Here is a 15,727-nt window from a genome sequence, read left to right as displayed (position 1 = left end):
ATCAAAATTATAGAGTTGTGCAACGGTTACTGTTGTTGTAGTACGTTTTTATTTTTCGTTCAGTTGGTATTGATACTCAAATATTTGTTTTTCAGTTCCGTCAATTTTAATTACGCTTTCTAAAAATCCGTCGTTATTGATTAAAATAGTATCATTCTTATATTCGTAAGTTTCATTTTTCCAATGCCCGTTTTTCATTGAATAAAAGTCAGATGCGGTTAATCGGTTTGCCATGTTGTATTTGTGTTCAGATACTTTAAAATCGCCAGAATAGTTAATGATTATATTTCCATTTTTGTCAAAGTTGATGTCGGATGAAACTTGTCCATCTCTAAAGCAAAGAAGTTGTTTTAGATTGTTCTCTACTGCAAACTTTGTAAATGCGTCATTGCTATTCCTTGTGTTTTGAGGAACGTTTAAAGTCGCTACAAATAATTTTCTCGGTTCGTGTTGAATTGATTGTTCGAAAGAAAAATTAAAGGCAAAAAATATGATGATTAATAGTTTGTTCATTGATTTTGTCACATGTGCTACAACCTAGTTATACTTAGTTTTATATTTCCATTTCTACCATCTCCGCTCTTGCTCCAAATCGGATTGGTAAAATACTTGTTCCTATTCCTTTTGATATATACATTTTCGGTTCGGATTCTTTATACCAACCTTTTAGATACTTTCCACTTCCTTTAGGTTTAAAAGGAACAATACCTAAAAATGTAATTTGTCCTCCGTGCGTATGTCCAGAAAGTACTAAATCAATATCTAAATTTCCTTTTTGTTTTGTGATTATATCTCTGTGTTCAGGATAATGTGATAAAACAATATTGGTTTCAGTTTCTTTTAAATTTTCAACAGCTTTTCCAAAATCAGCGTTTCCACCAACAAAATCGTCAATTCCGATTATTGAGATTTCTCGATTTTTAATTGAAATTGTTCTATTCTCGTTTATCAGTAATTCACAATTATTTTTAGAATAAATATTTTTAAGTGCTGTCAGATTTACATTTCCCCAATATTCCCAATTTCCAGTTATCGCATACTTTTTAATGGAATTATCAATTAATTCAAGGAATTCATTCAGAGGCTTTATTTTTTCTGTTTTGTCAACAGAATCTCCTGTTATAAATAGTAAATCTGGTTGTATAGCGTTTATTTTTTTCGCAATAGATTTGTGAAAGTATCTTAATTGGTCAAAATGCAAATCTGAAATCTGAATGATTTTTATTTTGTCTTTTTCCGATTTTGAGATGTCAAAGTAATTCCAGTCAATTACATATTTTTCAAACCAAAGTGAATCCAAAAGAACGAACCCAATTGAGGCTAAAATTCCTCTTTTAATAAATTTTCTTCTGGTTAAGTTCTTCATTTTCTTAAATTACTGTCAAGGTATGTATATGCCAAATTCCGTATATCATACCAATTTTTAAGAATAACAGGAACTAATTCTATATAAACGTCCTGTTATTTTTTCAATTCTATTTGACGAACAAATAAATTTATGTATTTCACAAACCTATTTTCTTGGTCGTCTTGTTCTTCGCTAATTCCAGAAACTAAATACTTATCTCCGACTTGATTTATAGAATTCAGAACATAAGAATGCCTTGTGTGCGTATTGTGAAACTTAAAATATCTGTCATCTGCAACGGCCCAATTCCAATCTATTCCATTTTTTAAATCCAAATTTGAAATCCAAGGTTTTCCACTCGAATTTCCAATTACTAAAATATTGTTTTTATTTAAAAACATAAAATCGTTGACATTATATGCTGTTATAAATTCTTTTTCAAACTCCTCTTTAGTTGGTGGTTTACTTGCCCAACCTGTTGAATTTTCGTCATATTCCAAATTTCGAGGTAATTCAAATTCCGAAATATTTGATAATTCTAAATTGTCTTCGATTTTCCCAAATATCAATTTGTCCTTCAAATTAGTTAAATGTCCTAAAGCAAATAGAGATTTTTCAAATGATTTTATTTTTTTTATTTTATAATCTACTTGTTTCTCTTGTCTTTTCTTCCCTTTGAGATTAGAAGAATATAAAAATGAATTAGATTTCGAATAATGATGCGCTAGAATATAAATTCTATCATTGTTTATGGTTATTTGTTTTGGTGGTAAAAATGAAAATTCATGGTCAACATTTTGTTTAAATTTTGTTTTCCATAGTACGTTACCATTTTCGTGAATAGCCAGTTGACAAATAAACTTTGAATGAAAAAAATGGCCTACGACATAAATTTTTTTTCTGTCTGCTGTGATTGCGTCAAATGTTAGGTGTTTTTTACTGAAAGTATCTTTATAATCTTTTTTCCAAATGATTTCTCCTTTTAAGTCAAATTTGGTTATTTCAGTGCCACAACTAAAAACAATGTCGTCATTCGAATCAACAAATATTCTTTGTTGTGCGCAAGGTTCAATTTCTTTTCGCCAAACTATTGTTCCACTATTGTCAAATCTTATTAAAGTTCCGTTTTGAGATAAAACTACTTTATCATTATTTGAAAATTCCGCAATTTCGATTGGTGGATTCTTAGAAGTGTAATTCGATGAATTATGAGTGTAAGTATCAATATTCAGATTCCAAGATTCAGAAATTTGACCTTGAACACTAAAAGTTAGAAGCAAAATTAATATGTTCAAGGTGTCTCTCATAATTGTAGCTGTTGCACAAGTGTAAGATATTGATAAATTCCTTCTCTTGAATAATACAAGGCAAAAAAATCTATCAAGAAAAACTATTCAATACATTTCAGTGAAGTGATCGTATTCTCAAAAAGAACTTTTATTGTTGGTTATCTTCTGAGTTTGATGTAGCTAATTTGTATGCACTTATTGCTTATAACTTGAAGAAGTACTTAAAATTCATTGCAAAAATGGTGAAAGTGGAGCAAGATTGCTTGCGCTGGTTATTTTTAAAAGTATAGGGTAGTGCAATGGTTAGAATTGTTGTACATCATTATTTTTCAAAACTTTTGTGTTTCTGTATTGAGCAAATTATCTTCTTTGTCAAAAGTCTTGATTACAATTTTCTTTCTAAATTTTTCTCTTATCCTATATTCCAATAAATCTCCGTTTTCGTCAAAGTCATTTTCTCTGTAAGGTTTAAATTCTCCAGTCTTATAAAATTCCTCACGTTCTAAAATTCCATTTTTTCTAAAGTGTTGCATATATGTTGGTTTTCCGTGAGCAAATTTGCCTTCAAGTCTTTTATTTCCGTTTGAGTAAAAATCAGTTTCTATTCCGTTACAAACTTTTTTACAATTAAGATAAGCCCATCTTTGAGAGTGCAATTCATTACCACCAGCAAAAAGTATTTTGGGAATGTAAATAGTGTCAATTTTTGTTTTTACTACAGTTGTATGTTGAGCAATCCAATCGTCAATTTTTCTATAAACAGTTATGTACTCATAATTCAATTTAGTAGATAATTCAGGCAGTAGCGTATCAAATTCCGGATTTATCTTTTCGTCAGTACATTGATTTATGAACGTAAGATTCAACTTTTTCTTTTCGCTGTTTTGGCTAAAACACGAAAAACTTATTATTAGAAAGATTGATTTTAATACTGTTTTCATAATTATGCACAGTGTTCCAGTTGCACAAGTCTAAGATATTGATAAATTCTTTCTCTTTAATAATACAAGGCAAAAAAATCTATCAAGAAAAATCATTCAATACATTTCAGTGAAGTGATCGTGTATTCCCAAAGAGAACTTTTATTGTCGTTTATCTTCTGAGTTCGATGTAGCTAATTTGTATGCACTTATTGCTTATAACTTGAAGAAGTATTTAAAATTTATTACAAAAACGGCAAAAAGAGGAATAAGGTTGCTTGATTTGGTTACTTTCAAAAGAAAGCCACTCTTAAAAGCGCTAAGAATGTCTTATTTTTTGAAATTATTGGGTTGTGCAATGGTTGCTGGTGTTGGCAATAGTTTTTATATAAAGTCCCTATCACATCTCCAGCATTGTAACTCGTAATCATTACCTACTTTATTAATATCTAAAAGTATATCGGCATCACAATGTATGCAAGAAGTCCAATTAGCTTTTATCCAATCTTCAACAGGGATTTTACTATTAATTAATCTGTTTGCTCTAGGGTCGGAAATTAAATACACTTGTGTTGGTTTCTTTGAGGCACCACCTTTGTCATTTCCAATTTTATGGCAAAATCCTAATTTTTCCCAAGAGGACACTTTTGGTCGGACAGAATTATTATGCGTTTTATAAACATTTGAAGCTAGATAAGAAATAGTAAAAATCTCTCGGTTGATTTTTTTTATGTCTTTTAGCGCTTTTTCTCCGTAGATTTCGTTACAAATTTTTTCTGAATATTTTAAGGATGCTCTATCTAGAACTCTTTTGTCTAACTTGGAAACATCTGAATCGATTAATGTTTGTTCAGAAATTATTTCATCACATAATCTTATAATATTTCTAGGTGAATAACCACTTAAAGTTACAATAATATCATCTGCACTAGGTGAAAATTTATAATCGAATAAATCTTGAAAACTATTTATTTTGCCATCTGAGAAAACGGATAGTCTTTTACTTAACAATGAAATTAATGCTTTTCTTGACCAAATTAAATTATGTTGAGTTATCCTATCTGGTCTACCGCCTTTTAAATAAAATGGATAAATTTTGTCCCATAGAAAGTACTTAAATGCATAACCTTTTAGAGAATGTGTGTCTAAATCTTTAATTAAAGGCTCAATTAATTTATAAGAAGCTAATTCGTCATTTCCAGTTTTTTCGGTTTCATCAATTTTATCAAGCAGAACATATATAGATTTAAAACCAAATTTTTTAGACAGATTATATAAAAGCTCTAATTGATATTTATAAGATTCATTTAATTTTTTTTCCTCTTGTTTTAGACTAGGTAAATCAATTTCTGGTAAGTCGTAGGTTTTCAATAGAAAATTTACAACCGTGTCTAGAAATCCAATATTTTCATTCCAATATTTTTTTATTTTTTGAGGAACGGATTTTAAACTCGATAGTACTTCTTTAGCTTGACCACCACTAAAGTCTCCCAAATAATTATGTGCTAGAATCGAGAAATTTCTTTTATCATCTTTATCTAAGTTTTTTAATGTATCAGGATATTCACTTGACCAAAATATTAAACTAAGTAAAGTGTTTGTAATAATATTTTTTAGATGATATGGAAGGCTAACATCATCAATGGTTTGATTATTTCCAAATTCAAAACGGTCAACAGTAACAGACAAAACAGGTTTGTCTTTTGACCATTCTTCTATCATTTTTCTTTGAGCAGTTTTACCACTTCCTCTTGGTGCAAGCACAACAGATGATGAAGGACTTTTATAATCTCCTTGAATGGCTTCAAAATATGGTGGTGGAACAAAATATTTAGTTATTAATTGTTCTTTGTCAGCATCAGTATAAGCGAATGGATTTTCTTTAAATCCTAAATTATTAAATATGCTCATTGTTATTTTTTAAATTATTGCACAACGTATGTATAACAAGAATTCCTGTCATCACATTAAATACAATAAATAACAGGAACTACTTTCATACAACCTCCCATTATTTTCCATAAATGTAAAACAAAACGCACACATACACAATGTGGTTTTCCGTACTCCTTCTAAAAAAACAACAAAAATACGTGAGCAAAACATACAAACTCGAAAGGTGAATGGATTCCTGTCTACACAGGTATGACAATTGTGACAAAGGAATCACAGATTACTTTATCAATCATTCTTATCGGAATGACAAAAAAAACCTATTTTGCGAAATTCGCAACAAAAACATCATTTTTTAGCTTTTCATTGTATTATTCTTAATAAAAAGCCATCGGAAAGTGTTTTACAGTAATGTAAAAGGCTTTCCGAAGCGTTGGAAAGGCTCTCGCAATCGTGCAGGAAGGTTTCCGACACGTTGGAAAGGCTCTCGCAGCACTGCAGGAAGGTTTCCGACACGTTGGAAAGGTTCTCGCAGCGCTGCAGGAAGGAAACTTTGAGACACAAAAGCTTCTCGCAGCAATGCAACACGCTTTTGTTTCACTACGAAAGCAGTTTGCAATACGGTAACTAGGGAGTTTTTACCTCAAAAATTGAATCGCAACAAAGAAAGAGATGGTTGTTCCAAGTAATTTCATCCAAAAACAATTCGAGTCTTAATTCAATATACTAAATACAGCTATTTCAATTCAAAAGCTCACGTAACATCCAAATATGTTTGTTCTTGCCGTATCAACCACATTTTTCGTTCAATACCACCGCCATAGCCTGTCATTTTTCCGTCTTTTCCAATGACGCGGTGACAAGGAATGATAATGGCAATCCGATTGTAACCATTGGCAGCAGCAACAGCCCTAACAGCTTTCGGATTCCCGATGTTTTTGGCTTGCTGTTGATAAGTGGTTGTAGTGCCATAATCAATTTGTTGTAGCGCCTTCCACACATGACGTTGAAAATCAGTTCCAGGTGTTTCCAAGGCGACGTCAAATGTTTTTCTCGTACCTTCAAAATAGGCTTTCACTTCTTCTTTGCCTTGTTGTATATGTGTATTTTCTCCAAAAATGATGGTGGCGTTCAGGCGTCGTTGCAAATCTTGAAATTCGGTTTCTAACATACGCCGATCCACAAACTCCAACAAACAAATGCCGTTATCAGTAGCACAAATAAACATCGGTCCTAATGGTGTTGTGAGCCGATTGATCAAAATGATGTTTTGGTCTTTGCTCTTTTGAGGCGATTGTCCAACGAGTTTTTTAAACGTATAGCCAAAACCACTGAGCGATTCATAACCCATGTCAAAAGCAGTATGTGTGGTCTTTTTTCCTTGTTTCAATTCTTGAAAAGCAGTATTGATTCGATACATTCTTTGATACGCCTGAAACGTCATTCCATAATGTTTTTTAAACCATCTTCGTACGACTTCGGGACGGATGTTTTGTTGGCGCAATTGAAAATCTGTTATTTTCGCTTTTGGATGTTGTTTTATCAAAGCCATTGCTTTTTCAACAGGTTCGGGTGCTTCATTCGTATTTTCGGTAGGTTTACACACTTTGCACGGTCGAAAGCCATTGTCTAAGGCTTCCTTAAAAGTCGTGTAAAACGTTACATTTTCTTTCTTAGGTTTTCGCGCTCTGCAAGTAGCAATGCAAAAAATAGAAGTCGTTTTTACACCCACAAAAAAGATGCCCACAAAATTCGAATTCCGCTCCAGTAAAGCGTTGTAATACGTGTCTATTTTTTTATGATCGGTAATGCGCATCTTAAAAAATGGATGTAAAAGAGTGTTGTTTCAAAATGGTTTCAGTAGTGTTCTCCAGTTGTTGATACATGTTGTCAAACAGAAAATTCCCCATACTAATTCGTTTCACGCCAAGTGCAGCCAAGTTATCAAAATTAGGAAGCTTGGGCATGCACATCACATTCAGCGGAAGCCGTGTGCAAGTTACAATTTCTTTAATGTCTTGTGCATTCTCAATGCAAGGAACAAAAATTCCGTCTGCACCTGCATGTTCATACAACTGAATCCTTCTTTTGGTTTCTGTAAGCATGTTTGCTGTTTGTAGGATAAAAGTATCTGTTCGAACATTGACAAAAATAGCAATCTGTTCTTCTTGAAGCTGTTTCTTTATTTCAGAAATTGTGTTAGCAAATTGCTCCGCATCGAGTAACACTCGCTTATCATTCACAATACTATCTTCTATATTGATTCCAACAACGCCGAGTGCTGCAAGTCTTTTAATATGATGGACGATTTCTGAAGCATTTCGGCTGTAGCCCGCTTCCAAATCGACAGACAAGGGTATCTTTGTGTGAAGCGAAATTTGCTGTACCATATACTCCATTTCGGAAAATTTCATTTCTTCACCATCGTTATAACCCAAAAGCTTGGCAATGGCAGCACTCGAAGTGCCAATGGCTTGAAAGTTGAGTTTTTCAGCGATTTTAGTACTGGGAACATCCCAAACATTTCCAATTAATACAGGTTGTTCTTGATGGTGTAAATCTTTAAAATTCATCTTTTAATATTTTGAAGTAAAATAACGACGATGAAATTTTGCCTGCAACCGAAAACTGGACAGGTATTTTTTTCGTGTAAAAAACCAATTCGCATTCCAATTCAATGGTAAGCTTTCAAAACGTTCCTGCATTACTGATCCCTACTGTTCGGAATCCTCTTTTGAACCTTGATTCGTATTTTGCTGAATAACCGTACGAATCGGAAACGGAATGTTAATACCATGTTTGTCAAAAGTTTCTTTGATCGTCATGACCGCTTCACTTTTCACTTCCAAAGCAGTCAAGTTTTCTTGCGCATCTACCCAAAAACGCAGGAGGAAATCTATAGAACTGTTGCCAAAATCGGTATAATAAAACTCTATATTTTCACCACGATTGGGCGGATATAGCTTTTCAATGGCTTCTATGGATACTTTTTTTACCTTTCGCAAATCGGATTCGTAGCCAACACCACAGGTAATGGTGGTGCGGATGCGCTTCGTTAAACCATAATTTTTAAACGGATTCTCCATAATCATTCGGTTTGGAACGACTACAATGTTATTATCGGCTTCCTTAATTTTGGTGTTTCGCAAATCTATTTCCACAACTTTCCCCGAAAATCCATTCGTTTCTACCCAATCGCCAATATTCATTTCATCCTTAATCGCAATGAAAAGTCCCGAAAAGGTATTAGACAGTGTTCCTTGTAGTGCCAAACTGACTGCCAAACCGGCAACTCCTGCACCTGCGAGTAAAGATTTCAACGTTCCGTCCAGATTTAATACAGAAAGTGCTAAAATAAGTCCCAAAACAATAATCACAATCGAAAAAACATTCGATACCAATCCACGGATAGACGGTTGTTTGATAAGCTTTCTCAGATATCTATTGGTTAAACTCTGTAAATTTCTCGAAATCCAAGAAGCAAAAATAAAGATCAGCAAGGCGATCAATAAATTTGGGAGATTTAACACGACCGAATCTACCCAGCCCGAAAGTTTATCTAAAAGTTTTGACCAAGAGGATTGTAACTGTTCTTCCATGTTTTATATTTTTTTGCAAATGAACGAGTTTATAAACATCATTTTATGTGTAAATTGCTATTAGTAGTGTATGCTTATCGATTCAAAAACGAACCATTTATTATTTAATTAAAGATAAAGCTTTTTGGATACTGTTTAGTAACTGTTGTTCTTTAATCACGATGTCCGACATAGAAATAGTTAGAAACATCGCTATTTTTCGCGCCGATGCATCGCTTTCGTCAAAATCCATCGAAATCAATCCAGACAGCATAATATTTGAAAAATCTTCGTAAGATCGCTGTTTGGTATAAATATCATTAATTGCTTGAATCTTCTCTAATTCCATCGTATTGAACAATCCTGTTTGAATGCCTGTTTGATATGCACTATTTGAAAACGATAAGGTATTAATACCTTTAAAAAAAGTAGATTTTCCTTGTAGGTTTTCTTTCTGATTGAGGTAATAACGCGTGCTATCACGAACCATTTTATGATACTCAAGTACGTTGTTTATTTTTTGTTGATTCGATTGAATTTCGGAAGCGATATTTTGAATAAGCGCATTGTATTTTTGGGATTCTTTTCGACTTTCTGACCAATTTGAAATCGCAAAGCCAAGAAAAACCCCGATCGTCACGGAAATAATCTGTATCAATAAATCGCTCGTCTTACTTTTCATAGTACCCATACGGTTGTGATGATATTTTTTTAGACAACTAAGTTAGTAAATGTAAACTGAATAGAAAATCTAAGATAGGAGTGTAGCGAATTGATGAAAGGAAATTGTGGTTTTGTAGTATTGAACACTATGATGTGCTAATTTATTTTACGAATGAGACCATCTCCCAAAAATTATTAAAAATTCCTTTCGAATGCTCTTTTGAACATAAAGAGTCTTTAAAAGGATCTTCACGTTCTTTTTTGTTACTCAAATTGGTATAAGAACGAATTTTTTAACTTCTCGTTATTCTCTATACATGTAAAATAATAATTATAGATATTCAATTTGTTTTTTTTGGGTACTTCGGTAAGCTCAGTACGAGCACTATATTAGTTTACAGTTCAATACGATTGTACGCTTTCAAAACGTTCAAGGTCCATAAGGTTTGCATGCCTGCCCATTCCAATTTTGTACCTTCGCTAATGCCGTACCACGTGTCCCATCGTCCATCTTCTTTTTGTTTGTGGATCAGTGCTGTAAGATCAGCCTCAATTGTTTCCTTACTAAATATAGAAGCCAACAAACTATCAGGCGTAGGTGCGTACATCAAACTGTGTGGTTTTCCATACAATCCCCAACCTGCATCCGTGGTGTCTTTACAAAGGATGCCATCTGCTAAAATCCAATGCTTCAGATCGTTCAGTGCTTTTTCTGCTTTGTTTTTTTGTTGCGTGTATTGTAAAAATTGCAACCTTCTCGGAATGCACAGGTGACAAAATACATGTTTTTCTTGGATGCGTGCTATCTCATTCCAAACAAATTCCTCTGCATCTTGCATCCAAGGAATTGAAATTTTATATTTTTCCAAGATTCCCAACAAAGGTGCTGTGGTACTCAATGCCGCCCATTCTTTAACGGTTTTAAAATGTCCTTCGCATGGATACTCACTTTTTGGTTGAAACATCCAAGGAATGCCGCCTTTTTCAGTAGTGATACTTTCAAAATACGGCATAAAATCTTTTAAGATGATTTCTTTAGTCAAATACCCAACTTCATCCAAAGTTTCCAGCGCCATGATGCTGAAAAGTGGTTGACTTTCTGGCGATGCCGTATCGGGTTCCATGCCGTGACCAAAGCCTCCATCGGTATTTCTGTAGGCATAAACTGCGTAAAAAACACCTTCTAAAGTACCATTTTCAAAATAAAAATCAAACAAGCGGCGTTCAATCATACGTGCGTTTGTCAATATAAAATCACGTGCTTTTAGATATTTTTTATGTGATAATTTCATACGATATTATTCGATTAGCATAAACTTAATGAGTTCCGCTACATCCACAATAGACCAACTGTGTGGATGTCGCTCTCCATTGGCTCTATATCCTTTATTTTCGGTGGGAATATACTCAACATGCGTAAAGTTTTCTGCGGTTAATTTTTGGGCGAGCTGTTGTATATAATACGCATTCATTTGTTCATAACTTGCCATGCGTTCTTTTTGCCACCAAAGTGTATCAGGTTCTGTATAGAATCTAAGTTTGGTATTTTTTAAACTGGAAAGATTATCGGTATGATTCGTTTCAGAAGTAAATACGGCGTACTTTTCATAGGTTTCCATCGCTTCCGCGGGATTGCCAAAGCGATCGCCTAACAGTTGAAGCAGAAAGCGACCTTCTTGTACGGAAACGTCTGAAAAATTGCGGTTCACATTCTTTTCAGCACTTTGATACAAAACCGCTAAATCTATGGGAGAATCTACTATAAAAATACCTTTGGGTTTCAGCTTGTTTTGTGAAGCTGTAAGATGATTTCCCAATAATAAAGCTACATTGCCGCCACTGGAAAATCCGCCAAAAAACACATTATCGGTTGCTAAATGATGTGTGGTAAATATTTGATTCAATTGCTGTGCGAGTGTCTCCAATTCGTTGTTTTCAAACCAAAGCTTTCTATTATAATTGCTATACAATACAGCGATGTTATGTTGTTGCGCAGCTTTTAAGATGTTGAATTCTCTTTTTATATCTGAAGCGACTTCTGGATATCCACCAAACAAAACCAATACGGCGCTGGCAGTTCCTTGAGGTTTTTCTAACTCATATGTGGGAGTTACAATTTGCTCATAAGAAGCTTTTTTGTGCGTATTGACTTTTTCTTGTTTCTTTTTTTCTGAGCAAGCGCTCAAAATCAAAAAAATAGCGTTCATTAACAGGATGATACTTTTTACTTTCATTCGTGGCGATCGTTGTCTATTTTTCTTTAAAGGTAGCATATTTGAGTAAACTCAAAAAAATCCGCGAATTTTAGCTCGAAAAACCAATTTTATACTATTTAACGATTTAATAATCAACACGCAATCGTTGTAGTTTTAAAATCAATAAGATAATCATGAAAACACTATGAAAATTGCCGCTAATTTTAGTAATTTCGAACTTTAAAACGCTAATTATTCCGAAAAATGCAAAACCAAAAACGTGTCGTTATCGATCATATTTCACCGCAATTGAATGGTGGCGAATTTTTTATCAAACGAATTGTCAATGAAATCGTTACTGTACAAGCACATGTCTTAGTAGACGGACATGATGTCATTGCAGCTTCTGTATTGTACAAACATGAAAAAGCAAAAACATGGAAAGAAGCACGCATGCACGAGCTAGGAAACGACGAATGGCAAGCGTCTTTTGTCGTAGAAAAACAAGGTTTCTACACGTATAAAGTGCAAGGTTGGGTAGATTATGGATTGAATTGGCAACATGGTGCTGAACGTAAAATTGACGACAATCAACACATAATTTCGGAATTACTAGAAGGTGCCGAATTGCTAAAACCACTACGCAAAAAAGCAACGAAAGCCGAAAAAGACTATTTAGGCGAATGCATAGAAGCCTTTCAAGATGCTTCTCAATATGACAGCGCAATCATGGAAGCCAAAAGTTCACGCTTACACGACATCTTTTTAAAATATCCAGCGAAGCATCTAGCGAACGAATCGCACGAATTGCAAATTTATGTCGATCGTAAAAAAGCACAATTCAGTACTTGGTACGAATTCTTTCCGCGTTCTGCTTCGGAAACGGAAGGACAACACGGAACGTTCAAAGATTGCGAACGCTTATTGCCGCGCGTTGCCAATATGGGATTTGATACGTTGTACTTTCCACCAATTCATCCAATTGGAGAAGTCAACCGTAAAGGAAAAAACAATACAACGGAAGCTAAAAAAGGCGATGTCGGTTCTGCATGGGGAATCGGTTCTCAATACGGAGGACACAAAGATATTCACCCAGAATTGGGAACCATGGACGATTTTAAAGCCTTAGTTTCCAAAGCCAAAGAACACAACATCGAAATCGCAATGGATTATGCGTTGCAAGCGGCGCCCGATCATCCGTGGGTAACGTCGCATCCAGATTGGTTTAAATGGCGACCAGATGGAACGGTGCAATATGCCGAAAATCCACCAAAAAAATACCAAGACATTTTGCCGATTTACTGGGAAAGTGAAGACTTTCAAAACCTGTGGAACGAATGTTTAGACATTCTCAAAGTTTGGATTGATTGTGGTGTACGCGTATTTCGTGTAGACAATCCGCACACGAAACCATATTACTTCTGGAATTGGATTATTGCCGAAGTAAAAAAGGAATTCCCAGACGTACTTTTTCTCGCGGAAGCGTTTACCAAACCAAAAGTGATGCAGCAATTGGCAAAACAAGGCTACACACAATCGTACACGTATTTCACTTGGCGAAACAGCAAACACGAACTCATTGAATATGTAGAAGAATTGACCAAAACGGAGCAAAAAGAATACATGCGACCGAATTTTTGGCCAAATACGCCAGACATCAATCCGTATCATTTGCAAGGTGCGAACGAATCAAAGTACATTCAGCGTTATGCCTTAGCAGCAACCTTGAGTTCTAACATTGGGATATACGGACCTGTTTTTGAGCAAATGATTGACGAAGCCATTCCTGGAAAGGAAGAATACTACATGTCGGAGAAGTTTCAACTCTGTCACTACGATTGGTTCAAAGAAAATAAATTGACAACGCTGATTTCTCGCATCAATCACATTCGTCACGAACACGAAGCGTTGCAACAAACGAACAACATCAAATTCTGCCATATAGAAAATGACAACCTCATGGCTTTCTACAAGTGGAATCAAGACAAAACGAGTGAAATTTTGGTGATCATCAGCTTAGATCCATACTATCCGCAACAAGGAAATGTACAATTGCCGTTGCACGATTTGGGCATTCAACACGGACACAAAGTAGAAGTACACGATTTAATCACTGGAAACAGCTACAATTGGTATGACGAATGGAATTATGTAGAATTGCATCCTACGTTGCCGTTTCATATCTTTAAAATCAATAAGTAGAAAAACCATTAACCATGGCTAAAAAAACCACCAAAACCAACACGCACTATAATTTTAACGATGCTTGGGAAGAATTGCTCGAAAACCAAGATTTTGTCAATGCATTTCTTTCGGAAGTGTTGGAAGATTATATCATCAAACAGCGTTGGTATGGAGGAAAAGCAAGCAAACTAAAATACATTGAACTGTCGGAATATTTCCGCATTCAACAACATGGCGAAGTTTATTATGGATTAATCTTAGAAGTCAATTTTGTAGAAGCCTTCTATCAACATTATTTCTTACCGATTGCGTTTGTGTCAGATGAAAGTTTTGCCAAAGAAGAACGTATTCTGCCAATCAGCATTAAAAATCAAGAAGGTTTTATCATTGATGCGATCAACTTGGAAGCATTTCGAAAACTAGTATTTGAACGCATTCTCACGGCAGTTCCCAACGATCAAACACGTGTGCAATATCACAAAAGTCTGTTGTTCAACGATGCATACAAATCGTCACGCTTCATGGGCTTGGAGCAAAGCAATACGTCTATAGTATACAATGAAAGTTATGTGTTGAAATTCTTCCGAAGAATTTATGCGAATAAAAATCCAGACTACGAAATGAGTCGATTTTTATCTGAAAAAAAACAATACAAAAATACGCCAGCCTATTTGGGAAGTTTGAGTATTGTTGATTCCGATAAGGAAAATATTACGATCGGACTCATGCAAGAAATGGTGCCCAATGAAGGCGATGCATGGGATTATATGTTGAAAGAACTTCACAAAGTATTTCTAAATATAGAAACGAAAAACATCAATATAAAAGGCCTGCCCGAAACGGAATTATTTGATCGGTTAAGCATTAACGATGTGCCGCCGCAAATCATTGATTGGGTAGGATTGAATTTATTCTTAAAAATTCAAAAACTAGCGGAACGTACTGCGGGAATGCACATTGCTTTAGGAAGCGAATTTGAAGAAACGGCTTTTACACCGACACATTTTAACGGTGATTATACGGTTTGGCTAAAAAACAGATTGCTCTATCAATTTCAAAACCGATTGAACACGGTGGAAAACAATTTGCACAAACTAGAAGGATTGTCGTTAACCTTAGCGCAAGAATTTTTAGACAACAAAAACGACATCCGTAAACGATTGGTCAATTTCGATTGGACAAAGTTGAAAGGGGAACGCATCAGAGTACATGGCGATTATCATTTGGGACAAATTTTAGTGAAAGACGACGATTTTTACATTCTCGATTTTGAAGGTGAACCTGAAAGCACCATTCGCGATCGAAAAGTAAAACAACCACCGTTGAAAGATGTGGCAGGTTTATTTAGAAGTTTTCACTACGCGATTTACGCAACCATTTTCAATCATAAAGACAAATACAAAGGTGCGCAAGAAGATCTTTTTGACGCAGGCGAATTGTTATACACATATTTTATTGGTGTATTCTTAAAAACATACATCAGTACCATTCAAGATGCCAATTTGAACATTGGATACAGTCAAGAACGCATCTTTTTACTAAAATATTCATTGCTTGAAAAAGCGATTTACGAACTTGGGTATGAACTCAATTCGCGACCGCTTTGGGCAGTTATTCCATTAAAAGGAATCACAAACATTATCAATCACAACTAATT

General features: G+C 34.6%; 14 protein-coding genes. 2 read left to right on the top strand and 12 right to left on the bottom strand.

The features are described from left to right. Positions 1-48 precede the first annotated feature (48 nt). From KORDIASMS9_RS20930 to KORDIASMS9_RS20880, 12 genes are all read right to left on the bottom strand, one after another. The gene (locus KORDIASMS9_RS20930; RefSeq protein ID WP_114904728.1) at positions 49-513 is read right to left on the bottom strand and encodes a hypothetical protein; all 465 of its coding nucleotides are present in this window, start codon (positions 511-513) and stop codon (positions 49-51) included. A gap of 40 nt (positions 514-553) precedes the next feature. Next, complete coding sequence (locus KORDIASMS9_RS20925; protein WP_114904727.1) at positions 554-1,366, bottom strand: metallophosphoesterase; 813 nt, start codon at positions 1,364-1,366, stop codon at positions 554-556. A gap of 95 nt (positions 1,367-1,461) precedes the next feature. Then, positions 1,462-2,655 carry a PQQ-binding-like beta-propeller repeat protein gene (locus KORDIASMS9_RS20920; protein WP_114904726.1) on the bottom strand — a complete coding sequence of 398 codons (1,194 nt, stop codon included), beginning with the start codon at positions 2,653-2,655 and terminating at the stop codon, positions 1,462-1,464. Positions 2,656-2,966: 311 nt separating this feature from the next. Further along, positions 2,967-3,578, bottom strand: a complete 612-nt coding sequence (locus KORDIASMS9_RS20915; RefSeq protein ID WP_114904725.1) for a hypothetical protein — start codon at positions 3,576-3,578, stop codon at positions 2,967-2,969. A 363-nt stretch (positions 3,579-3,941) separates the two neighbouring features. Then, on the bottom strand, positions 3,942-5,468 hold the full coding sequence (locus tag KORDIASMS9_RS20910; protein WP_114904724.1) for a P-loop ATPase, Sll1717 family: 1,527 nt from the start codon (positions 5,466-5,468) through the stop codon (positions 3,942-3,944). 385 nt (positions 5,469-5,853) lie between these two features. After that, positions 5,854-6,051, bottom strand: a complete 198-nt coding sequence (locus tag KORDIASMS9_RS23520; protein WP_162820092.1) for a hypothetical protein — start codon at positions 6,049-6,051, stop codon at positions 5,854-5,856. 153 nt (positions 6,052-6,204) lie between these two features. Next, positions 6,205-7,266 (bottom strand): bifunctional transcriptional activator/DNA repair enzyme AdaA, encoded by a 1,062-nt coding sequence (locus KORDIASMS9_RS20905; protein ID WP_114904723.1) that lies wholly within the window; start codon positions 7,264-7,266, stop codon positions 6,205-6,207. A 1-nt stretch (position 7,267) separates the two neighbouring features. After that, positions 7,268-8,023 (bottom strand): isocitrate lyase/phosphoenolpyruvate mutase family protein, encoded by a 756-nt coding sequence (locus tag KORDIASMS9_RS20900; RefSeq protein ID WP_114904722.1) that lies wholly within the window; start codon positions 8,021-8,023, stop codon positions 7,268-7,270. A 141-nt stretch (positions 8,024-8,164) separates the two neighbouring features. Continuing rightward, complete coding sequence (locus tag KORDIASMS9_RS20895) at positions 8,165-9,049, bottom strand: mechanosensitive ion channel family protein (protein ID WP_114904721.1); 885 nt, start codon at positions 9,047-9,049, stop codon at positions 8,165-8,167. Between the two features lie 100 nt (positions 9,050-9,149). Beyond that, positions 9,150-9,710: a hypothetical protein gene (locus tag KORDIASMS9_RS20890; protein WP_114904720.1), complete on the bottom strand. Its 561-nt coding sequence runs from the start codon at positions 9,708-9,710 to the stop codon at positions 9,150-9,152. Positions 9,711-10,086: 376 nt separating this feature from the next. Continuing rightward, positions 10,087-10,983 (bottom strand): hypothetical protein, encoded by an 897-nt coding sequence (locus KORDIASMS9_RS20885; protein WP_114904719.1) that lies wholly within the window; start codon positions 10,981-10,983, stop codon positions 10,087-10,089. A 6-nt stretch (positions 10,984-10,989) separates the two neighbouring features. Next, positions 10,990-11,925, bottom strand: coding sequence for a hypothetical protein (locus KORDIASMS9_RS20880; protein ID WP_162820091.1), 936 nt, complete (start codon positions 11,923-11,925; stop codon positions 10,990-10,992). Positions 11,926-12,150: 225 nt separating this feature from the next. Between KORDIASMS9_RS20880 and KORDIASMS9_RS20875 the strand changes: the two genes are divergently transcribed. Further along, on the top strand, positions 12,151-14,088 hold the full coding sequence (locus KORDIASMS9_RS20875; RefSeq protein WP_114904717.1) for an alpha-1,4-glucan--maltose-1-phosphate maltosyltransferase: 1,938 nt from the start codon (positions 12,151-12,153) through the stop codon (positions 14,086-14,088). Between the two features lie 14 nt (positions 14,089-14,102). Then, on the top strand, positions 14,103-15,725 hold the full coding sequence (locus KORDIASMS9_RS20870; protein ID WP_114904716.1) for a trehalose synthase: 1,623 nt from the start codon (positions 14,103-14,105) through the stop codon (positions 15,723-15,725). Positions 15,726-15,727 lie beyond the last annotated feature (2 nt).

The sequence above is a fragment of the Kordia sp. SMS9 genome, assembly GCF_003352465.1.
GTDB lineage: Bacteria > Bacteroidota > Bacteroidia > Flavobacteriales > Flavobacteriaceae > Kordia.
The sequence above is the reverse complement of the archived record's forward strand: the minus strand, read 5'-3'. Positions and strand labels throughout refer to the sequence as shown.